This window comes from Streptomyces sp. NPDC058464, from assembly GCF_042721035.1.
In the GTDB taxonomy this organism is placed as follows: domain Bacteria; phylum Actinomycetota; class Actinomycetes; order Streptomycetales; family Streptomycetaceae; genus Streptomyces.
Genome location: NZ_JBHXMA010000013.1, coordinates 211430 through 232616 on the forward strand (window position 1 = coordinate 211430; position 21187 = coordinate 232616).

A 21187-nucleotide genomic window follows, 5' to 3' on the forward strand; every position below is an offset into this window, starting at 1 on the left:
GTAGCTGTAGCTTCAAGCCCGTACGCACCGCACGGTCGTACGCGAAACGAGGGAAAGGACTCCCGACCATGGCTGTAAGCCTCTCCAAGGGTGGCAACGTCTCGCTCACCAAGGAGGCTCCGGGCCTGACCGCCGTCACCGTGGGCCTCGGCTGGGACGTCCGCACCACCACCGGCACGGACTTCGACCTCGACGCCTCGGCGATCGCGGTCAACACCCAGGGCAAGGTCTACTCCGACGCCCACTTCGTCTTCTTCAACAACAAGCAGACGCCGGACCAGACCATCGTCCACACCGGCGACAACCGCACCGGCGAGGGCGCCGGCGACGACGAGGCGATCAACGTCAACCTGGCGGGCCTCCCCGCCGACATCGACAAGATCGTCTTCCCGGTCTCGATCTACGACGCGGAGACCCGCTCGCAGAACTTCGGCCAGGTCCGCAACGCCTACATCCGCATCGTCAACCAGGCCGGCGGCGCCGAGATCGCCCGCTACGACCTCTCCGAGGACGCGGCGACGGAGACGGCGATGGTCTTCGGCGAGCTGTACCGCAACGGCGCGGAGTGGAAGTTCCGCGCGGTGGGCCAGGGCTACGCGTCCGGCCTCGTCGGCATCGCCCAGGACTTCGGCGTCAACGTCTGACAAACGCTGCGCTGCGCGGGAGCCCCTGGCGTGACGCCGGGGGCTCCTGGTTTTCGCTCAGTGCGCCGACGCGAACGGCACGAAGGCCGCCCAGGCAAAGGGGGCCAGGGCGAGCTGAGGGCTGGGGGTGGCGGGCGTGTACTTGGAGTCGCGGATGTGGATGGTGGTGGGGGTGGGGGCTATTTCGAGGCAGGACTCGCCACTGTTGCCGCCGCTGTAGCTGCTCTTGAACCAGGCGAGGGCGACTTCGACGCAGGACTCGCCGTCAGTACCGTCGCTGTAGCTGCTCTTGAACCACGTCAGGTCGACGGAGGCCTTGCGGATCATGTTTCTCCCAGCAGTTGCTCGATGAAGGCCGACGACTCACGTGGTGAGAGCGCCTGCGCCCGGATGGCGCCATACCGCAGCTCAAGGATGCGAAGCTGCCGTGGATCGGTGGTGGGCCGTCCGCTGAACGCACCGTCGGAACGCCCAACGGCAGTACCGTCCGGGAATTTCAACAGCTCGATCTTGCCGTCCACTCCCGGGTGGGCATCGGTGACTGTCGGCATGACCTGAAGTGTGACGTTACGCAACCGCCCCACCTCCAGCAGGTGTTCGAGCTGCTGCCGTTGGACCATTGTGCCTCCGACCGGTCGGCGCAACACGGTCTCTTCCAGCACGAAATGAAGCGACGGAGACGGGTCCCGCCGTTCCAAGACCGCCCGCCGAGCCAGGCGAGCCGTCACCATGCGCTCCACGTCATCCGACGAGTACGGCGGTTGTGCCGCCTCGATCAGCGCACGCGCATGCTCTGCGGTCTGTAACAGCCCACTGATGCTGCTGCACACATACACCCCGATCTCCACCGCCTGCCCCTCCAACTTGGCAAGCTCCCGCACCTTCTTCGGATACCGGACCCTCTTCACGTCCTCCCAGGTCGCCGAGATCAGCCCACCCGCGTCGAGGATCTCGTCCGCCCGATTCAGGTACTCCTGGCGAGGAATCCGCTTCCCGCCCTCCACCTTGTAGACCATGTCCTCCCCGTAGCCGACCGCCTCCCCGAACTCGGCGGCCCGCATCCCCACCGCCTCCCGCCGCAGCTTCAGCTGCCGCCCCACCGTCGCGATGACCGCCACGCCCCAGTCGTCGTCCGGGTCGACCTCCCAGCCCGGCTCGGTCACCTCGCCGCCGTCCATGCTCATCCCACGCCCCTTCGTGCCGTACGCCCGAACCCGCGCCCCCGCCCCTACCCGTACGAACGCTCCCGACAGCCAGGACAGCACCGGACAAGCGCCGGACAGTCACCGTACGCAAGGACTTCGTCACTGTTCACGGTATGCACGCCCGGCCACGCTGAGTGACGTGAACGATGAAATCTCCACCCCCGTCCGCAACATGAGCCTGCGGTTCTCACCCACGCCGTGTGGCGCCCGCCTGGCCCGTCTGCTGGCCGCCGAACAACTGCGCGCCTGGGGCCTGCCGTTGGATCCGGCCAGGCAGATCGTGGCCGAGCTGGCGGCGAACGCGGCGACGCACGGGCGGGTGTCGGGACGCGACTTCGGCCTTCTCCTCTACGTCGTGGGAGACACGTTGCGGATCGAGGTCACGGACACCCGCGGTGACCGCCTGCCGCACACCCTCCCGCTCGCAGCGGACGCCGAGTCGGGCCGGGGCCTGGTCCTCGTGGCGGCGCTCGCCGACAAGTGGGGCGTGGCACCGGGGCTGTCGCCGCGCAAGACGGTGTGGGCGGAGATCGGGGTGTCGCCGTAGCCCGGAAGCGCGGGCTTCGGTCGCGAGGGACGTCACCACCAAAGGAACGAAACGGGGAGAAAGAACCCCACCAAGCCCCACCCCTCCCGCCCGTCGCGCAGAGTCACTCCCGCGAGTGAATATGCCCAAGTGGGCTGGATTTGGGGAGGGTTGCGTGCCCTACGCTCAGCGCAACAACCGCAGAAAGACTTCGGCCCCCGCCGGGACGGCAATCCCAGTGCGAGGGCCTGACCACCAAGGAAGCAAAACCCTTCCCGATGGATACCGAAAACCCTAGCGCGCCCTCGTGCGCCAAGCCCCGTGTTGCCGCCAAGAAGCACCCGAACCGGGGGTCCGGCGGTGGGCTCATTCACGAGAACACCCGCCACACCTCGCACTTCACAGTCGTCGGCAACGACCTCGCCCAGCACCCCGACCTGTCGGGACTCGCGGTCGGGATCGGCGTGCACATCCAGTCGCTTCCGACCGGCGCCCGGGTCGACATCAAGACGCTGGCGGAGCGCCTGAAGGAGGGCAGGACCCGTATCGCGGCCGCGCTGCGGGAGCTGGAGGCGGTCGGGTACCTGCGCCGCGAACGCGTACGCCTGCCCGACGGCCGCATCATCACCCGCACGGTCTTCTGCAACCGGCCCGGCCACAGCAGCCGCGCCCGCCGGCCCGAAGCCGCGGCACGACCGAAGCCACCGGAGAAGCCCGCCCGCAAGGCGCTCCCGCCCGTGCCGCGCCCGGCCTGCCCCTCCCCCGCGCTCCTCCAGAAGGCCCTGGCCCTGCTCGCGGACCTCCGCCGCCACGACTCACGGCTGCTGCTGTCGGCCGCCGAGGCCGACCATCTGGCCCCCGGAGTCGCCGCCTGGCTGGAACGCGACGCGGCTCCCAGCGCCGTACGGCACGCCCTGACCGCGGACCTGCCGACCGAACCGCTCCACAGGCCCGCCGCCCTCCTGGCCCACCGCCTGACGGACCGACTGCCCGCGCCACCGCCTTTCCGCGCACCGGCTCCGCCACCGGCCGCACCCACCCGGATCCACAACTGCGACAGCTGCGACCGAGGCTTCCGCTCCCCGGCACCCGGACTCTGCCGCGACTGCCGAACCGATCTCCCGGAGGCCGCCTGGCCGGCGCCCTACCGCATTCCGCGAGCCGACCAGACAGGATGAATCACCCATTCCTCGGACAGGACCTCTCGTGCAGCCCTCATTCACCGCGAACGGATTTCTCCCTCTGGGCCGGTACTCCGTCTCCTTCGACGAGGCGGAGTCCATGCTGGTCAGCGCCCCCGAGTTCGAGGAATCCGCGACCCGCACAGAACTGTGGGACGGCCTGCACAAGTACCTCGACCCGTTCCTCACACTGGAGGACACCTACGCCACTGCCCTCAACGGCATTCCTCTTATCCACAGCCTGTGGCTGGGCGGCAGCTTCGTCAGCGCCAAAGCCGATCCCGCGAACATTGACGTGACCGTCCTGATTGACACACGGGCCGAGCGCACCGTACGCGGGAAGCCGGGCTCCAAGTGGCTGACCACGGCTTTCCAGAGCAGATCCAGGATGCGGCAGAAGTTCGGCGTCTCACCGCTTCGCATCGGGTACCAGCCCGTTGCCCGCATTTTCGAGCCGGAACGCTTCACACCGGACGAACGGACATACTTCACACAACGAGGTGTGTGGGACGACTGGTGGCAGCGCTGCAGGTTGCCCGGCACGGACGACCGCTCGCCATCCGAGGAAAGTGCCACTCCGGCACGCGGCTATCTGGAGGTGCGACTGTGACCGGCGACAGCTGGCGTGAGCGCAGGCGCGCGCTCCAGGGAGACGATCCTGCCGAAGCCCAACGTGCTGCCCGCCTCCTGAACTCGTTGGGAACTGAGGAACGGGACGACGAGGAGATCGAAGCAGAACACAGAGCGAGCCGACTGGCGGCAGCACGTGAGTACGCACCGGACGCTCTGCTCGAAGAGGAACTCCAGCTGCGGCTGACCGGGCCGGACGCGGACGGCGGTGCTCTCCGCTTCCAGTGGGGCGACGCACTGCTCGAACCCATGGAGCACCTGGTCTCCGCCGCCGCAGGCACGCCGGTACAGCTGGAACTCACGGGCATCTCGGCAGGCAGCACTGTCGTACACGCCCGCCCCGTCATCACGCCAGCCGAGTCAGCCCCTGGAGACGCTCTCGCGACGCCCCCCACGTCCGCTGCTTCCACGGGCCTCGGGACCCTCACCACACTGCTCGACGCGCTTGAGTCGCAACGCGACATCCGCGAGTGGGCGAAGCTCTTCGACGCGGTCGAAACGGTGTCCCGAGCTTTGAGCAGGTACGCGCTGGATCTGGGCGTGACCTGGTACGGCGCTGACGGCAGCCTGCGCCGCGCCCGCCTGACCGAGCAGGGCAGGAGCTACGTGAAACGGTTGCGGGAGACCAGGGATCGCGACCAGGAGATCACCATCTCCGGTCGCATCACCGAACTACGGGAAAGCGGCCTGGTGAAGGTCAAGACGGGTACGGCCAAGAACGCCCCCGCCTACGACGTGCGCTTCGAGGAACCTGACGAACTGCTGCGCATGCGTCCCGGTCTCGGCGACAACGTCCACTTCCGGGTCCGGTTCCGGCAGCAGCTGGACTCCATGGGCATCGCGCGGTCCACCGAGTACACCTATCTGGGACCAGCGGCAGAGCAGCCCCCACTTCCGCTTGAGCCCTGATCAGAGCGTCCGGAAAGCACCATGACTGCTGAGAGCGGCCCCGGGGACGCACTGATCCCACGCCCCGAAGAGACCCCTGAAGCCCTGCGTTCGGCTCTCGCCGTCGTGGCGCCGGGCCTAGGACGTCACCATCGGCGACTGGACCATCGCGACGGACGGCCTGCCCCGCTACCAGCCCTCGGGGCAGTGACAGTCCTGCGCCGACGAGGGCCGGATAGGTTGCCCGCATGATCCTCGCCCCCGTCCCCCTCACCCCCGACCACGACATCCCGGCCCCGGTCCTCACCGAGCTCACCGCCCTGTACGCCTCCAACCGGGAGTTCCACGCCCTCAGCGGCGACTTCCCGGACCCGGACGACGTCCGGCCGGAGCAGGTGGCTGCCGCGTTGGCGGACGAGTTGGCGCATCCGGATGCGGAGGTGCTGCTCGCGCGGGCCGAGGGGCAGCTGGTCGGGGTGGTCGTCACGCTGGGCCGGCACCCTGATCCGGCCGACCCGGATCCATGGATCGGGCTGCTGATGGTGGACGCGGGGGCGCACGGCAAGGGGTACGGGCGGCGGATCGCGGAGAGCGTCGAGGGACGGTTCCGGACGGCCGGGCGGGACGCCGTGCGGCTCGCCGTGCTGGAGAGCAACCCGAAGGGGCTCGCCTTCTGGACCTCCCTCGGGTATGAGGTGATCGGCCATCGCCCGGATCTGGAACGCGGTCGGCCGTGTGCCGTGCTGCGCAAGGAGTTGGGTACGGCGGCCGTCTAGGGCCGGGACGGCTTGCCGTCGCCGTACAGCCAGTCCTTCCAGATGGTGGCGAAGTCCTTCCCCGGCGCCGTCTTCTCGACGTACGCCGTGAACTCGGCGGTGTCCGCGTTGCCGTGGCGGTGGGCGGCCGCCCAGCCCTGGATGATGTCGTAGAAGGTGTCGTCGCCGACCTTCTGGCGGATCTTCTGGAGGACCATCGCACCGCGGTCGTAGACCGGCCGGTCGGAGATGTGCGCGGCGCTCGACGGCCCGGCGGGCGGGAACGCCCACAGGTCGCTGTCCCCGGAGCCCGCGTAGAGCCTGTCGAAGGTCTCCTGGGCGGTGCGCCCGCCGTGGTCCTCGGCCCACAGCCACTCGGCGTAGGTCGCGAACCCCTCGTTGAGCCACATGTCCCGCCAGGTCCTCGGGGTGACGGAGTCGCCGTACCACTGGTGGGCCAGTTCGTGGACGAGGGTGTCGGTGTCCGGGGCGCCGGGGAAGACGGGCCGGGTCTGGGTCTCCAGGGCGTACCCGAAATCCTCGGGGCGGTCGACGATCGCGCCGGTGGAGGAGAAGGGGTAGGGGCCGAAGTTGTACTGCTCCCAGTCCATGATCTCGGGGAGCTTCGCCAGCACCGCCCGGCTCGCCTCCACCTGGGTGGGGTCGACGGCCGTGTACACCGGGAGGCCGTCGGGCAGGGTGGAGCGGGTGATCGTGTAGCGGCCGACGGCGACCGTGGCGACATAGCTCGCCATCGGCTCGGCGCTGTGCCAGGCGAAGGTCGTACGGCCGTTCTTCGTCGTCTCGCTCGTCAGCTCCCCGTTGGAGACGGCCTGGAGGCCCTTCGGAACGGTGACCGTGATGTCGTACGACGCCTTGTCGGAGGGGTGGTCGTTGCCGGGGAACCAGGCCATCGAGCCGACGGGTTCGCCGAGGCCGAGCGCGCCGTCGGCGGTGCGCAGCCAGCCCTCCTCGGAGCCGTCGGGGTCGGTGAGCTGCTGCGGGCGGCCCGAGTAGCGCACGGTCGTGCTGAAGGTCTCGCCCTCGGCCAGGTCGTCGTGCGGGCGGACGGTCAGCTCCTGGCCGGCGCGGTTCCAGCGGGCCTGCCTGCCCTCGACGGTGACGTCGTCGACGTGCAGGCCCTGCAGGTCGAGGTCGAAGGCGGTGAGGTCCTGGGTGGCGCGGGCGGTGATGACGGCGGTGCCGGTGAGGCGGCCGCCGTCCGGGTCGTAGGCGAGGGTGAGGCCGTAGTGGCCGACGTCGTAGCCGCCGTTGCCCGCCTTCGGGAAGTACGGGTCGCGGACGCCCGCGCCGCCCGGGGTGCCGTGGACTCCGCCGTCGCACGCGGCCAGCGCGAGGCAGAGCAGGGCGGACGGGAGGAGGAGCGGGGACCGGGGCACGCTCGTGATCGTAGGACGCCGTGACACCATCGGCACGTGCTCGACATCGGCTACGCCCTCTCCAACCGCTTCCCGGACCCTCCCCAGACGGACTACCGGCGAGTGGACGTCCACACCCTGCGTCACGACCTGTTCTGCGGGGACGTCTACCTCGCGGACACCAAGGCGGACCGGGAACTGTCCACAGCCTGGGGATGGGTGCCGGTGCTCGACTTCGCCTGGGCGCTGTGCGACATCGTGGAGCGGCTGGACCGGGATCCGGCGGGGTCGCGGGCCGCCCGGCCCCAGCACGCGGAACTCGACTTCACCGAGTCCACCGACCGCATGCTCTTCGAGCGCCGCTTCGGCTGGGTGGACATCGAGGCGGACTGGATGCCGGCCGAGGAGCCGCCCCTCACCTTCTCCCACACCGAACTGCGCCGGGAGGCGCGGGACTTCCTGCACGACCTGATCGCCGACCTCACCGACCTGCACGAGGAGCTGGCCGACAACCCGGCGATCTGGACGCTCCAGGCCCGCTTCCCGAGGGTGTCGTAGCCCTCCCTGGCGGTTGAACGACCCACGGGTGTACGAGAGTTGACCGCACGCCGAGGCGGAAGTGACAAGTGCGGCGGGAGTCGGCGGAAGGCGTTCCGGCTGTCCCGGCCGCTCATACGTTGATTCCGTGCGGACGCAGCGACAGGCAGGCGACAGCGGAAAAGACGCCTCTTCCGAGGCCTCCCGGACACCGGTCACCGCCGGTCCCGTCGACTCCGTGAGACCGGTCGGGCCCACGGAGCACGCGCTGCTCGCCCTCCAGGGCGCCGCGGGGAACGCGGCCACCGCGCAGGCGCTGCGGGGTGCGAAGGGGAACGTGAAGGGGAGCGCGAAGGAGAGCGTGAAGGGGAAGGGCGTCGCGCGGCCGCCGGCGGTACGGAACCGGCCGGTGGCTCCGGTGGCCCCCATCGCCCCCATCACGGAGGAACACACCGCTCCCGGCCTGGTGCTGCCGCCGTACCTGATGGACTTCCAGGCCGCCGGGCTGTCCACGGCGTACGGGCTGACCGGGCACGAGTTCGTACGGAACGCGGTGGCCGCCGTCGTCGGGCACGGCGACGGCACGGTCGCCGACATCGCCGCCGAGCTCGCCGGCCGCCCCGAGTCGTTCTACGGGCAGGGCCGCGCCTTCACGGTCCAGGGCACGAAGGGCAAGGAGTCGTACGACGTCACCGTCACCGTCTCCCGCGCCCCCGACGACCGGCCGCCGGTCTTCCACCCCAAGGACCTGCTCGCCGACACCGTGCCCGACCCGGACGGGGCGCCGCTCGCCGCGTTGGACGACGCCGAGGGCAAGGACACCAAGGTCGACGTCCAGCACAACACCGCCACCACCGTCGCGACCACCGCGAGCGGCGGGTCGAGCAAGGGCGTCGGCGGCATGGCCTTCGGGCTCGCGCCCGTCGTACCGGGGCTGTGGCTGGGCGGCGCCGGCCTGCTGAACGCGCAGCCCTGGCAGTCCTCACGGGAGTCCCGCAGCCAGCGCAACGTGGCCGAACCGCGCGTGCTGCGCAGTGAGAAGGGCTCGGTCGAGGCGCCCCGCAAGGTGCGGTACGGAGTACGGGTCAAGAAGCAGGGTGCCCAGCACGCGGCACAGCACGCGCAGACCTTCCACGGCTCGGGCACCCTCACCCAGCGCGTGCCCACCGAACACCTCGTCCCGGCCGGGACCGCGGCGCCCGCCGCTCCGCAGCCCGTCCAGCCGGAGACCGCCCGGCGCGTCTCGCTCGCCGACTCCCTGGCCCCGGTCGCCGTCACCGACACCGCCGCCCCGCACCAGGGCGGCGGCGGGCTCTTCGACACGGTCGCCTCCGTCCTGCACCCCTCGCTCACCGCACCCGGAGCCCCCGGCCGCAGCCGCCTCTACGAGGCCACCTCCACGGCGACCGTCCTGGAGGACATGCCCCGGCTGCTGCGCGACGGCGTCACCGGCGAGGACCTGGCGGCCAAGGACGGCAGCACCGTGGGCAGCTACCGCCTGCACGCCGAGATCACCGGCATGTCCCCCGCCTGGGGCACCGGCGGCACCCAGCTGCGCACCCACCAGCAGACCCAGCACACGGTCACCGAGAGCGCGGGCAAAGGACGTGCCGTCACCGGCGGTCTGGGCCCGGCCATCGGCGTCGGCGCGGTCGGCAACGCCGCCGTGCTGCGGGGCACGGCCATGCCGGTCGCGGCGGCCCGCAAGGCGCGGTTCACGGTGGCCGAGCAGACCGTGACCAGCCGCCAGGGCGCGGAGGTCCGCGGCGACAAGGTGCTCTACCTCGCGACCGTCCGGTTGACGGCGGAGGGCACCGGGCCGCGCTCGGCCGAGATGGTCCTGCGCCCCGGGACGCGGGTCGCCCGGCACTCGATGCGGGTGTGGATGAGCCTGCGCGCCGACGAGGCGCGGTCGCTCGGGCTGCCGCTGCCGCCGAGTACCGAGGCGGATGGGGACAAGAAAGACAAGAAAGATAAGAAAGACAAAGACGCCAAGGGGTTCATCGAGAAGCCGAAGCGGATCGACGAGAACGGCGACGAGACCGACGTCGAGCGGCACCTCCCCTTCGGCGCCATGGGCTCCAGCGTCACCCTCAGCCAGCTCGACACCAAACCCATGGTGCGGGCCGTACAGGAGCTGTTCGCGACCGATCCCCGGCTGGCCGGCTACCTGCCCGCCTTCGGTACGGACGCGGTGGCCTCGACGCCGAGCAAGGAGGAGGCCGCACTCCAGCGGCGCAACCACCGCGAGCTGATGGCCGCCCTGTCCGAGACCAACCTGCGGGTCAACAAGGACCAGCTGACCACCACCGGCATCCGGGTGCGGCTGCGCCGCAAGACCACCCTGCACTCCCACGACGTGCAGCTCCGCGTCCGAGGGCAGCTCCGCGAGACCGGCTACCTCGGCGACACCGACGACTGGCTGGTCCGCAGCCACTCCGGTGTCACCGGCAACGCGCAGAGCGGACGCGGCAGTTCGCGCTCGATCGGCGGTCTCGCGCTCGCACAGGCCAGGATCGTCCCCGGCATCCTCACCGGCTCGGCCCGCTACGAGCGGCACAGCTCCGGCACCCGCCGCAACCAGGCCGGCCCCACCACCCGCACGGACGTCCTCACCAACGGCTCCGAGAAGGCGAGCACCTTCGGGGCGGCCCTGCGCCTCGACGTCGACGTCACCATGACCTCCCGGCAGCGCAAGCTCGGCCGCGCCCTCACCCCCGGCTCCCCCGGCCAGGACGCGCCCGAGCCGAGGCAGCTGGCCGGGCTGCACCTGGACGAGCAGGACGTACGGCTCGTCACCCCCACCGAGTTCACCCTCGACGAGGAGGGCAAGCGGCGGCAGGACGCGGTGGGCGACCGGCGGCGGGCGCAGGCCACGCGGCCCGAGCACGCCGTCACCGCCGAGGGCATCGGCGACCTGGCCACGCTCGTGCCCCGGCCGTCGGTCGGACAGGCGCTGCGGGACTGGCAGTTGGTGGAGACGGTCGGCGACGGCCAGGCCGTCCGCGACCTCGCCTTCCAGCTGCTGTCCCGGGCCGCCGCCCGCAACAAGGGCGTCCGCGAGGATCCCGCGCTGCAGACGGAGGGGCTCGCGCCGCGGCTGGCGATCGAGGAGCGGTTCGGGCCGCAGGCCATCACGGCGTCACTGCGGCAGGCCGCGTCCTCCGGGTGGGTGGTGAAGAACCTGCGCTATCCGCGCCGGCTCGCCGCGCTGAACGGGGCCGTGGGCACCCGGCTCACGCTGACCAACCCGCGGTTCCTGCACCGGGGTGCCGGGCCCGGCACCGAGACCTTCGTGCTCGGCGGCCACCAGGCGGCCGGTCAGGAGGGGCAGGGCACCACCAGCACCTGGCAGTTCGGCGCCACCGGCTCGGAGAACGGCGCCGAGTGGCGCCTGGGCCAGGGCCTCTCCGGGAGCCGCACCGCCGGCCAGGGCGACTCCCGGTCCGCGGCCCTGTCCGGCACGGTCGAGCGCAACGCCCACACCCCGAAGAAGGCACCGCTCTACCTGGTCCAGTGCGACCTGCTCGTCACCATGGTCGCCGAGGTCAAGGTCACCGGCGGCGGTCCCTACGTGGCGACGGCCGCCCGCACCCTGCCGGCCGAGGCGGCGGTGTGGCTGACGGAGGCGCAGCTGCCGGCGCCGATCCGGCGCCAGCTGAAGCTCGACCCCGAGCCTGCCCTGATGTCCTCGCCCCGGCAGCCGGGACAGCGGCCAGCGGAGGACTCCAGGGCGGCCGAGAGTTCCCGGGCGGGCGAGAGTTCCCGGGCGGCCGAGAGTTCCCGGGCGGGCGCCGAGCGCGAGGCCCGGGAGGGGAGCCGCGCCGCGGAGACGGCGACCGGGTCGACCACGGCCGCGCCGCCCCGCACCACCGGTCCGTCCTTCGCCCGCGCGCTGCCCCTCGGCTTCGGCATGGTCGAGAACCTGCCGAACTTCGTGCCGCTGCTGGCCCGGCTCCGCACCCGCCTCGCGGAGAGCGGGCAGCAGGGTCTCGCCGACGACCTGCTGCCCCGGCGGCAGCTGGCGGACCGCAACGACAACGTGCAGCGGCTGCTGCGCGTCCTGGACCGCGACGGCAGCGCGGGACTGCTGTCGGGCGCGATGGACGGCGGGGTCACCGTCGAGCTGTTCGACGGCCGCAGGACTCCGTACTGGGCGGTGTTCAAGGTCAACCGGCTGGGCGACGGCGCCCACGACGGCGCGGCGGACGACGGCCGGGACATGGAGTACATCACCGCGGCCGTGGCCCAGCAGGCCGCCTCCCACGACGAGGGTGTGACGACCGGCGTGGAGGGGATCCTCGCCGGCTCCGGCAAACCGGACGGCGGGGCCGGGCAGCTGAAGAGCACGGGCGGCGCGGCGGGCCTCGGCGTCGGCTCGGGCGGCTCGCGGCGCTCCGGGACGGCGAGCCGCGGCCAGCTCGGCATGAAGACGGTCGCGGAGGCGAAGACCGCGAAGTCGTCGAAGGTACGGGTGCCGATCGAGGCGACCCTCGAACTGCACCGGGGCGACCGCCGGATCGCGCTGGTCTCGCTGGGCCGCCAGGCGCTGACCCACCGCGTCCTGGACCAGGACCTGGCCGCCCTCGCCCGGCTGACCGCGCCCCGCCGGCCGCCGGTGGCTCCGGCTTCCGCTCCGGCTCCGGGCCCTGGGGACGACCGCCCGGCCGCGCTCGGCAGCTGGCGCTCCGGCGGTGTGCGGCTGCCGATGGAGGCACAGGTCAACGGCTTCCAAGGGGCCCCGCAGGTACGGGAGCTGGTCGGCTCCGCGGTCCGGGAGGCGGGCGGCGGCGACCGCTTCCGGGCCAAGGGCCAGGCCGCCGCGTACACCCTCCAGGAGGCCGTCTCCACCGAGTGGCTGATCGCGGCGCTGCCGCTGCTGACCTCGGCCGGGGCGGAGCTGCCGCCGGTGCACGCCACCGGGGCGGAGGGCCAGGACCTGCGGGCGTCCCTGCACGCGCGGCTGCGGGACGGGCGGGTGCTGGGCGTCGGCGACAAGATGACCTTCGAGACGGTGGGGCAGAGCCACCTGGACGCGCCCCGGCCCACCCAGACGGACGGTCTGAGCTCCGCCGAGCACGGCAGGTCGGCACGCGGGCTGGCGGGCGCGGGGCTGCTCAACGCCGACGAGTTCCGCCTCAACCAGCTGATGGGCAACGCCGGCGGCTCGGGCGGCGCGGCCGACGCGGCGGTGAACGCGTCGGGTTCGATGCCGCTGCACAAGCCCAAGTCCGCGTCGGTGCTGGTGCAGTTCACACTGGACGTGCGGGTGGTGGCGAGGGTGACCAACCGGGTGCGGTCGGGCCGCACCGGCACCGCCGTGCGGGAGCTGACCCTGCCGCGGCCGGTGGTGATCCGGATGCCGGAGCCGGTGGTCCGCCGCGTGCTTGCTGCGCAGCCGGACCGGCTCCAGGATCCGGACGACCATCTGGGCCTGCGGAAGAAGGCCGCGCCCGCGCCCCCGGCCTGAGTGCTTCGGCCGGTGCTCGGCTGCCGGTCGGTGGGGGCTGGTCGCGCCCACGCGGCGGCAGCCGCACATCGACACGGCCCCGCGCCCCTTGCGGGGCGCTCTTACCAAGCGCGCTTACAGGGAGCCGTCAGCCCTCCACGCGGATCCCCAGCTGCGCTGCCAGCACCGGGGCCAGGTCCAGCAGCTGGGACATGCTGATCACGGCCCCGGACAGGCGCTCCACACCGCTCGCGATGCCCAGTTCCGCGGCGCCCCGCAGATCGACGTCCTTCATCGTCACCCCTCTGAAGTCCGCCGCCTTCAGGGTGCAGCCGGTGAACTCGACCCGCTCCAGGACCGCGTCACCGAAGTCCGGTTCGACCAGCACACACCCCTCGAAGACCACGTCTCTCAGCCTGGCCGTGCGCAGGTTGAGGTAGTCGATCTTGCCGCCGCGGATCACCACGCGCTCCAGGACGGCACCGTGCAGCTGGGTGCCGCCCAGCCGGGCGTCGACCAGCTCGACGTCGCGCAGGGTCGCCTCGGCCAGGTCGGTGCCGACTCCTCTCGCCCCCGTGAGGACCGTGTCCAGCAGGCGCGCGTGCCGCAGTCCCGTCTCGTCGAAGGCGCAGTCCCGCAGCGCGCAGTCCATGAACCGGGCGCCCGCCCCGTCCTGCCCGACGAAGTCGGCCTCCCGGAACTCCAGCCCGTCGTAGTCCCCGTCCGGCTCCAGCTCACCACCGCCCCAGGGCTCCAGCTCGGGCAGCCGCACCTCCGGCCGCCGCGCACCCTTCACCCTGCCTCCGCCGGCCCCACCGGCCGCTGTCCTCGCCATGCCCCCATAGTGCAGGCCCCCACTGACAATCCCCGCGGCCTGCGCGCGCGGGGAGGGCGGCCCGCCCTTGACCTCAAGTGCGCTTGAGGGCGAAGAGTCGGCGCGTCCGTCGCGTCAGCCATCGCCCGGGGAGTCCCTGTGCACGCCATCGTCCTGCATGCCTTCGGCCCTGCCGAGAACCTCGTCCACGAGAAGGTGCCGGACCCCGTGCCGGGTCCGGGCCAGGTGCGGATCGCCGTCGCCGCGGCCGGTGTCCATCTGCTCGACACCTCGCTGCGGCAGGGCCACCAGGGCCCGGCGCCCCGGCCGACCGTGCTGCCGACGATCCCCGGCCGCGAGGTCGCCGGGGTGGTCGAGGCGCTCGGCGACGGCGTCGACGGGCTCTGGCTCGGGCGGCGCGTGGTCGCCCACCTCGGCTTCGCGCCCGGCGGCTACGCCGAGCTGGCGGTCACCGATGTCGAACGGCTGCACGAGATCCCGGTGAACCTGGGCTTCCCCGAGGCCGTCGCCATGATCGGAACGGGACGTACGGCTCTCGGCATCCTCCAGTTCGCCGAGCTGGGGCCGGCCTCGGTGGTCCTCGTCCCGGCGGCCGCCGGCGGCATCGGCACGCTGCTCGTGCAGGCCGCCAAGCAGGCCGGCGCGACCGTGATCGGCCTGGCGGGCGGCCCCGAGAAGGCGGCGCGGGTCCGTGCCGACGGCGCCGACCTCGCCCTCGACTACACCGACCCCGGCTGGCCCGCCGAGGTCCGCGCCCGCTCCGGACCGGTCACCGTCGTTCTCGACGGCGTCGGCGGCGAGGTCGCCCGGGAGGCCGTCGCGCTGCTCGGCGAGGGCGGCCGGCACCTCGTCTTCGGCTGGTCGGCGGAGGGGATCGCGCGCGGCGGCGGCCACTTCGTGGAGGGGGTGTCCGAGTCCTTGCTCGGCCCCGCGATGCTCCGCCGGACCGGCGGCCCCGACCCGCTCCGCACCCTCGAACTCCGCGCCCTCGCGGAAGCCGCCCACGGCCGCCTGCGGCCGGCTCTGACCCGCTTCCCGCTGGCCGAGGCGGCGACCGCACACCGTGCCCTGGAGACCCGGGCGACCATCGGAAAGGTGATCCTGGAACCGTGACGGCCACCGGGGTGCCGGTTCGACGCGGAGTGCGGGTCGTGGTGGGTTGCTCGCGCAGTTCCCCGCGCCCCTAAAGGCAGGGCATCGCGGCAGGCGCCCCTTCAGGGGCGCGGGGAACTGCGCGACCAGCCACAACGCACCGGCAGCCGCCCTCCCGCGCGGCCCCCCGCCCCCTTGGGCGATCGGCTCATCCGGAATGTCACTCACCCACCCGGCGTCACGATCGTGCGTGAATCGCCTCATGGGATTTTTCCGGGGCCTCGGCAGCAGGGTGTGGGCGTATGTCCGCAGCGCCCCCGGCACGTACGTGTGGCTGGCGATTCTCTTCGTGACGACCGTCGCGCTGCACCACATGTCACCCGAGTTCGAGCAGCAGTTCCTGCGGCAGCGGTCCACCAACATCCGTGAGCTGTCGGACAACCCGGTGCGGGTGCTGGTCGCCAGCGCGATGTGGATCGACGGCGGGCACTGGGTGCCGTACGCCTTCCTCTACACCGTCTTCCACGCGCCGGCGGAGCGCTGGCTGGGGACCGTCCGCTGGCTGGCGGTGTGCGTGGTCGCGCACGTCCTGGCCACCCTGATCAGCGAGGGCGCGCTGCTGAAGGGGATCCACGACGGCATCGCCCCGCACTCCGCGGTCAACACCCTGGACATCGGGGTGAGTTACGCGCTGGCCGGGGTGATCGCGGTGCTCACGTACCGGATCGTGGCGCCCTGGCGGTATCCGTACCTCGCGGCCGTCCTCCTCGTCTACGGGCTGCCGCTGACCGAGTCGCCGACCTTCACCGACCTGGGACACTTCGTCGCCGCGCTGATCGGTCTCGGCTGCTATCCGCTGGTCAGAGGGCGTGGAAAAGCATGGAATCCGAAGGAGACACTGGCCGCGCTCAAGGGTTAACGTCCGCACATGAGCAGCTCGGCAAGCAGGTCGGCAGGCAGCGTCGTCAACGGCGGCATCTCCTTCTGGTACGCGGACGACGGCCTCCCGGCGGTACGGGAGCCGCTCGCCGGGGACACCTCGGCGGACGTGGTGATCGTGGGCGGCGGCTACACCGGCCTGTGGACCGCGTACTACCTGAAGAAGGCCGCCCCCTTCCTCCGAGTCACCGTCCTGGAGCAGAAGTTCTGCGGCTACGGTGCCTCCGGCCGCAACGGCGGCTGGCTCTACAACGGCATCGCCGGCCGCGACCGGTACGCCGCGCTGCACGGCCACGAGGCCGCCGTACGGCTGCAGAAGGCCATGAACGAGACCGTCGACGAGGTCGTGGCGGTTGCGCAGGCCGAGGGCATCGACGCCGACCTGCACAAGGGCGGGGTGCTCGAAGTGGCCACCACCCCGGCCCAGCTGGCCCGGCTGAAGGCCTTCCACGAGCACGAGCTGTCGTACGGCGAGAAGGACCGCGAGCTGTACGGCGCCGGGGAGACCCGGGAGCGGATCCGCGTCGCGGACGCGGTGGGCGGCACCTGGACCCCGCACGGCGCCCGCCTCCACCCGGTGAAGCTGGTGAAGGGCCTGGTGGCGGCGGTGGAGGCACTCGGCGTGGACATCCACGAGTCCACCCCGGTGACCGAGATCCGGCCCCGGCACGCCGTGACGCCGTACGGCACGGTCCGCGCCCCCTACATCCTGCGCTGCACCGAGGGCTTCACCGCGAACCTCAGGGGCCAGAAGCGCACCTGGCTGCCGATGAACTCCTCGATGATCGCCACCGAGCCGCTGACGGCGGAGCAGTGGACGTCGGTCGGCTGGGAGGGCCGGGAAACGCTGGGCGACATGGCACACGCGTACATGTACGCGCAGCGCACGGCCGACGGGCGGATCGCGCTCGGCGGGCGCGGGGTGCCGTACCGGTTCGGCTCGCGGACGGACAACGACGGCCGCACGCAGGACGCGACGATCGAGGCGCTGCGGGAGATCCTCGTGCGGTTCTTCCCGTCCCTGGCGGGTGTCGGGGTCGAGCACGCCTGGTCGGGGGTGCTCGGGGTGCCGCGGGACTGGTGCGCGACCGTCACCCTGGACCGTACGACGGGGCTCGGCTGGGCGGGCGGCTACGTCGGCTCCGGGGTCGCCACCACCAACCTCGCGGCCCGCACCCTCCGCGACCTCGTCCAGCTCGACTCCGGCCAGGCCGGCCGCACCGCCCTGACCGAACTCCCCTGGGTGAACCACAAGGTCCGCAAGTGGGAGCCGGAGCCCTTCCGCTGGCTCGGCGTCCAGGGCATGTACGCCACCTACCGCGCCGCCGACCAGCGCGAACGGCTCCACCCGAGCACCGAGTCGTCCCGCCTGGCCCGGCTCGCGGACCGGGTGGCGGGACGGCACTGACCCACCGCACCGCACGTCCCCTCCGGGACGCTGCCGGGTCTGGAGATGCGTCCCGGTGGGAGTCGTTCAGCGTTCACCTGGTCTCTCCTGACCGTCCGGGCCTGGGCGGTCCCTCCCCCATCGTGTCCGACGTGGCTCTTCGCCGAGACCGCGGACGTCGAGGGCACCTCCGCCCCGGTCGTCATCGTCGACGAGCATCTGCGCTACACCTACGTCAACCCGCACCGCCGCCACGGCCGGCCACCTGCCCCCCGTCGTCCTGCGCCCGGACGGCGGCGCGGAGGTCCTGGACCTCACCGCAGGGCCGCCGCTCGGCACGGAGCTCGGCGACTACGAGATGACAACGTTCTCCCTGGAGCCGGAGGCGGTCCTGCTGCTCTACACCGACGGCCTCGTGGAACAGCGCGGTACGGACATCGACGACGCGATCCGCGGCCTCACGGAGCTGAGCCTGCCGGCGGACGGCTCCCTGGAGAACCTGGTCGACACCCTGCTGGCCCAGCTGACCAGCGGAATCTGCGAGGACGACATCGCCCTCCTCGCGGCCCGGCAACGCCCCGCGAACGAATAGAGAGCCCCCTGTCGGATTCGAACCGACGACCTTCGCTTTACAAGAGCGGCGCTCTGACCAGCTGAGCTAAGGAGGCATGCACACACCCGGGTGTGTGCCTCGTGCAGTGTACCCAGGTCCCGGACGGGCCCTGTCGAAAATTTCCGCGAAGTTCACAGGGCTCTAGGTAATGACATATGGGGTGAACGCCAGGTACGGTCCTGAGCCAGTTCACCCTGGTGGACTACACCAACCACCTTCCTACAACGGATCGTCCGGCACGTTCCTGCCGGTAGAAGGGGGCCTCTGAGCCATGGCCACTGTCACGTTCGACAAGGCGACCCGGATCTACCCGGGTTCCACCAAGCCCGCCGTCGACGGCCTCGACATCGCGATCGAGGACGGCGAGTTCCTCGTCCTGGTCGGCCCGTCGGGTTGCGGCAAGTCCACCTCGCTCCGGATGCTCGCGGGGCTTGAGGACGTCAACGGCGGCGCCATCCGCATCGGCGACCGCGACGTCACCCACCTGCCGCCGAAGGACCGGGACATCGCCATGGTGTTCCAGAACTACGCCCTCTACCCGCACATGTCGGTCGCCGACAACATGGGCTTCGCGCTCAAGATCGCCGGCGTCAACAAGGCGGAGATCCGGCAGAAGGTCGAGGAGGCCGCGAAGATCCTCGACCTGACCGAATACCTGGACCGGAAGCCGAAGGCCCTGTCCGGTGGTCAGCGTCAGCGTGTCGCGATGGGCCGCGCCATCGTGCGTGAGCCGCAGGTCTTCCTCATGGACGAGCCGCTGTCCAACCTGGACGCCAAGCTCCGTGTCTCGACCCGTACGCAGATCGCGTCGCTGCAGCGCCGCCTCGGCATCACCACCGTCTACGTCACCCACGACCAGGTCGAGGCCATGACGATGGGCGACCGGGTCGCGGTCCTCAAGGACGGTCTGCTCCAGCAGGTCGACTCCCCCCGCAACATGTACGACCGTCCCGCCAACCTCTTCGTCGCCGGCTTCATCGGCTCCCCCGCCATGAACCTGGTCGAGGTCCCGATCGCCGACGGCGGCGTGAAGTTCGGCAACAGCGTGGTGCCGGTGAACCGGGAGGCCCTGCAGGCCGCCGCGGACAAGGGCGACCGTACGGTCACCGTCGGCGTCCGCCCCGAGCACTTCGACGTCGTCGAGCACAACGGCGAGGCCGCCGCCTCCCTGTCCAAGGACACCGAGGACGCCCCGGCCGGCCTCGCGGTCTCCGTGAACGTCGTCGAGGAGCTCGGCGCCGACGGCTACGTCTACGGCAGCGCCAAGGTCGGCGACGACCTCAAGGACCTGGTCGTCCGCGTCAGCGGCCGCGCGGTCCCGGAGAAGGGCGCCACGCTGCACGTCGTGCCGCGGCCGGGCGAGATCCACGTGTTCTCGACCTCCACGGGCGAGCGTCTCTCCGACTGACCCCGCGACCGGCACCCGCCCCGCCGGGGGCGCGTCACGGAAACAAACCTCTGACCAGGGTGAATTCACCCAGGTTGACGGAAAGGGCCCCGCAGCCTGCTGCGGGGCCCTTTCCGTTGCCCCGCTTTACCCCGGCAACCGGGTGGTTTTCGAGCAGTGTGCGTCAACCTCGTACCCGAAACACGGCACTTCTCCATCCCCCGAACCGGTGACTAAATGTCGCCAAATCATTACCGCACGCTACCCTCACACGCGTGAAGCACTCCACCACCCCTCAGACGCGACGCGGCCACCGGGGCGGCCCTGCCCGCCGGATCGGCCGCACCCTCGCCCTTGTCCTGCCCGTCGTCCTGGTGCTCTCCGGGACCCTCGCGGTCACCCGCGTCAACTGGACCGGATCCCCGCGGAGCTCGGTGCTCACCGCGACCGACGTGACCGACGCGCACGTCTCCTCCAAGGCCGTCGCCGAGGCCCCGCAGGACGTCCTGCGCGACCAGCTGATGACCGAGCTCCAGGACCGGAACCCGGGCCAGGTCCTCACCCACCTCCAGCAGGCGGTCAACGGCCACCCGTCGCTGGCCCAGCACTGCACGTCCATCGCCCGCGCGCTGGGCCGGGCCGCGGTGCGGATCTACGGCGCCTCGCGCGCCCAGTCGTACGCCCGCCCGGTCTGCGACACCTCCTTCGCGTCCGGCGTGCTGGCCGCGCACAGCTAGCGCAGGTCTCACGCCGGTTGGGAAGTGGGTAACGGCTCCTTAAGGGGCCGCCCGCGGCGGGAAGCCGACCCCGGGGCGCGTCGTACAGTTCGGGCATGACCCATCCGAACGCCGCGCTGCGCCCCACTCAAGCCGTGGTCCTGGCCGGTGGCCAGGGCTCACGGCTTCGTCCGTACACCGACGACCGGCCCAAGCCGATGGTCGAGATCCCGGGTACGGGCACGCCGATCATCGGCCACCAGCTGACCTGGCTCGCCGAGGAGGGCGTCACCGACGTGGTGATCTCCTGCGGCCACCTCGCCGAGGTCCTGCAGAAGTGGCTGGCGGAGGCCGACCTGCCGCTCTCCGTCACCACGGTGGTGGAGAACGAGCCGCTGGGCCGGGGCGGCGGCCTCAAGTACGCGGCCGCGCATCTCCCCCACACCGACCGGCCCTGGTACGCCACGAACGGCGACATCTGGACGCGGTTCTCGCTGCGCGACATGGCCGACTTCCACATGGAGCGGGACGCGGTGGCGACGCTGGCGCTGGCGCGGCCGCGGATCCCCTGGGGCGCCGTGCAGACCGACGGCTTCGGGCACATCACCGACTTCATCGAGGCGCCGCCGTCGACGTTCGAGATCAACGCCGGTGTCTACGTCTTCTCCCCGGAGTTCGCCGACATGCTTCCCGAACGCGGGGACCACGAGCGGACCACCTTCCCCCACCTCGCCCGGAGCCGGCGGCTGGCCGGGTTCCCGATTCCCCAGGGGGCGTACTGGCGGGCGATCGACACGGCGAAGGACCTGACGGAGGCGGCGAAGGAACTGGCCTCGCTGGGGAGGTAGCCGAAGGGGGGTGGCGTGCGAGCGTCGTCGCCTGCGGGCGAGCGTGGGCTGGTCGCGCAGTTCCCCGCGCCCCTTTGAGGGGGGCGAACCGCCATCGCCTGCTGCGGGTCCATCGTGGCTTGGCGCGCAGTTCCCCGCGCCCCTTACGGGGCGCTGCCGAACCGCCCCTGTAAGGG

The 21187-nt window shown here is 71.7% G+C and carries 19 protein-coding genes and 1 tRNA gene; 15 read left to right on the forward strand and 5 right to left on the reverse strand.

Annotated elements, in window-relative coordinates:
* Positions 1-68: 68 nt before the first annotated feature.
* Positions 69-644: a TerD family protein gene (locus tag ACFWPQ_RS19670; protein WP_355709085.1), complete on the forward strand. Its 576-nt coding sequence runs from the start codon at positions 69-71 to the stop codon at positions 642-644.
* Between the two features lie 57 nt (positions 645-701).
* Here the strand turns inward: ACFWPQ_RS19670 and ACFWPQ_RS19675 are convergent, their stop codons facing one another.
* Both ACFWPQ_RS19675 and ACFWPQ_RS19680 read right to left on the reverse strand, forming a co-directional pair.
* Complete coding sequence (locus ACFWPQ_RS19675) at positions 702-971, reverse strand: DUF397 domain-containing protein (protein WP_384035871.1); 270 nt, start codon at positions 969-971, stop codon at positions 702-704.
* Positions 968-1828 (reverse strand): helix-turn-helix domain-containing protein, encoded by an 861-nt coding sequence (locus ACFWPQ_RS19680; protein ID WP_384035874.1) that lies wholly within the window; start codon positions 1826-1828, stop codon positions 968-970. The genes ACFWPQ_RS19675 and ACFWPQ_RS19680 overlap by 4 nt, the downstream gene beginning before the upstream one ends.
* 193 nt (positions 1829-2021) lie before the next feature.
* Between ACFWPQ_RS19680 and ACFWPQ_RS19685 the strand changes: the two genes are divergently transcribed.
* From ACFWPQ_RS19685 to ACFWPQ_RS19705, 5 genes are all read left to right on the forward strand, one after another.
* A complete protein-coding gene (locus ACFWPQ_RS19685) occupies positions 2022-2396 on the forward strand; it encodes an ATP-binding protein (protein WP_384035950.1) in 375 nt (124 codons plus the stop codon).
* Between the two features lie 257 nt (positions 2397-2653).
* Entirely contained in the window at positions 2654-3553 is a 900-nt protein-coding gene (locus ACFWPQ_RS19690) for a helix-turn-helix domain-containing protein (RefSeq protein ID WP_384035877.1), read from the forward strand.
* 28 nt (positions 3554-3581) lie between these two features.
* Entirely contained in the window at positions 3582-4166 is a 585-nt protein-coding gene (locus tag ACFWPQ_RS19695; RefSeq protein WP_384035879.1) for a DUF6932 family protein, read from the forward strand.
* A gap of 86 nt (positions 4167-4252) precedes the next feature.
* Positions 4253-5095, forward strand: coding sequence for a hypothetical protein (locus tag ACFWPQ_RS19700; RefSeq protein ID WP_361295510.1), 843 nt, complete (start codon positions 4253-4255; stop codon positions 5093-5095).
* 227 nt (positions 5096-5322) lie between these two features.
* Complete coding sequence (locus ACFWPQ_RS19705) at positions 5323-5850, forward strand: GNAT family N-acetyltransferase (RefSeq protein ID WP_384035882.1); 528 nt, start codon at positions 5323-5325, stop codon at positions 5848-5850.
* On the opposite strand, the gene ACFWPQ_RS19710 is transcribed toward ACFWPQ_RS19705, so the two are convergent.
* Positions 5847-7259, reverse strand: a complete 1413-nt coding sequence (locus ACFWPQ_RS19710; protein ID WP_384035885.1) for a M1 family metallopeptidase — start codon at positions 7257-7259, stop codon at positions 5847-5849. The genes ACFWPQ_RS19705 and ACFWPQ_RS19710 overlap by 4 nt on opposite strands.
* 6 nt (positions 7260-7265) lie before the next feature.
* On the opposite strand from ACFWPQ_RS19710, the gene ACFWPQ_RS19715 reads away from it, so the two are divergent.
* On the forward strand, positions 7266-7766 hold the full coding sequence (locus ACFWPQ_RS19715; RefSeq protein ID WP_384035888.1) for a hypothetical protein: 501 nt from the start codon (positions 7266-7268) through the stop codon (positions 7764-7766).
* A gap of 217 nt (positions 7767-7983) precedes the next feature.
* On the forward strand, positions 7984-13215 hold the full coding sequence (locus tag ACFWPQ_RS19720) for a hypothetical protein (protein ID WP_384035891.1): 5232 nt from the start codon (positions 7984-7986) through the stop codon (positions 13213-13215).
* A gap of 127 nt (positions 13216-13342) precedes the next feature.
* Here ACFWPQ_RS19720 and ACFWPQ_RS19725 read toward each other — a convergent pair whose 3' ends face one another.
* Positions 13343-14029, reverse strand: a complete 687-nt coding sequence (locus ACFWPQ_RS19725) for a pentapeptide repeat-containing protein (RefSeq protein ID WP_384035893.1) — start codon at positions 14027-14029, stop codon at positions 13343-13345.
* A gap of 138 nt (positions 14030-14167) precedes the next feature.
* Between ACFWPQ_RS19725 and ACFWPQ_RS19730 the strand changes: the two genes are divergently transcribed.
* From ACFWPQ_RS19730 to ACFWPQ_RS19745, 4 genes are all read left to right on the forward strand, one after another.
* The gene (locus ACFWPQ_RS19730) at positions 14168-15142 is read left to right on the forward strand and encodes a zinc-binding dehydrogenase (protein WP_384035896.1); all 975 of its coding nucleotides are present in this window, start codon (positions 14168-14170) and stop codon (positions 15140-15142) included.
* Between the two features lie 241 nt (positions 15143-15383).
* Positions 15384-16040, forward strand: a complete 657-nt coding sequence (locus ACFWPQ_RS19735) for a rhomboid-like protein (RefSeq protein WP_384035898.1) — start codon at positions 15384-15386, stop codon at positions 16038-16040.
* A 9-nt stretch (positions 16041-16049) separates the two neighbouring features.
* The gene (locus tag ACFWPQ_RS19740; RefSeq protein ID WP_384035901.1) at positions 16050-17468 is read left to right on the forward strand and encodes an NAD(P)/FAD-dependent oxidoreductase; all 1419 of its coding nucleotides are present in this window, start codon (positions 16050-16052) and stop codon (positions 17466-17468) included.
* Between the two features lie 196 nt (positions 17469-17664).
* Entirely contained in the window at positions 17665-18039 is a 375-nt protein-coding gene (locus tag ACFWPQ_RS19745) for a PP2C family protein-serine/threonine phosphatase (protein WP_384035952.1), read from the forward strand.
* A 2-nt stretch (positions 18040-18041) separates the two neighbouring features.
* Here the strand turns inward: ACFWPQ_RS19745 and ACFWPQ_RS19750 are convergent.
* Positions 18042-18115: transfer RNA gene (locus tag ACFWPQ_RS19750), tRNA-Thr, on the reverse strand.
* 216 nt (positions 18116-18331) lie between these two features.
* Between ACFWPQ_RS19750 and ACFWPQ_RS19755 the strand changes: the two genes are divergently transcribed.
* The 3 genes from ACFWPQ_RS19755 to ACFWPQ_RS19765 all read left to right on the forward strand — a co-directional run bounded on the left by ACFWPQ_RS19755 (position 18332) and on the right by ACFWPQ_RS19765 (position 21011).
* Positions 18332-19468, forward strand: coding sequence for a sn-glycerol-3-phosphate ABC transporter ATP-binding protein UgpC (locus ACFWPQ_RS19755; protein WP_361295477.1), 1137 nt, complete (start codon positions 18332-18334; stop codon positions 19466-19468).
* Positions 19469-19722: 254 nt separating this feature from the next.
* Positions 19723-20184, forward strand: a complete 462-nt coding sequence (locus ACFWPQ_RS19760) for a hypothetical protein (RefSeq protein WP_384035904.1) — start codon at positions 19723-19725, stop codon at positions 20182-20184.
* 95 nt (positions 20185-20279) lie between these two features.
* Complete coding sequence (locus tag ACFWPQ_RS19765) at positions 20280-21011, forward strand: NDP-sugar synthase (protein ID WP_384035906.1); 732 nt, start codon at positions 20280-20282, stop codon at positions 21009-21011.
* Positions 21012-21187 lie beyond the last annotated feature (176 nt).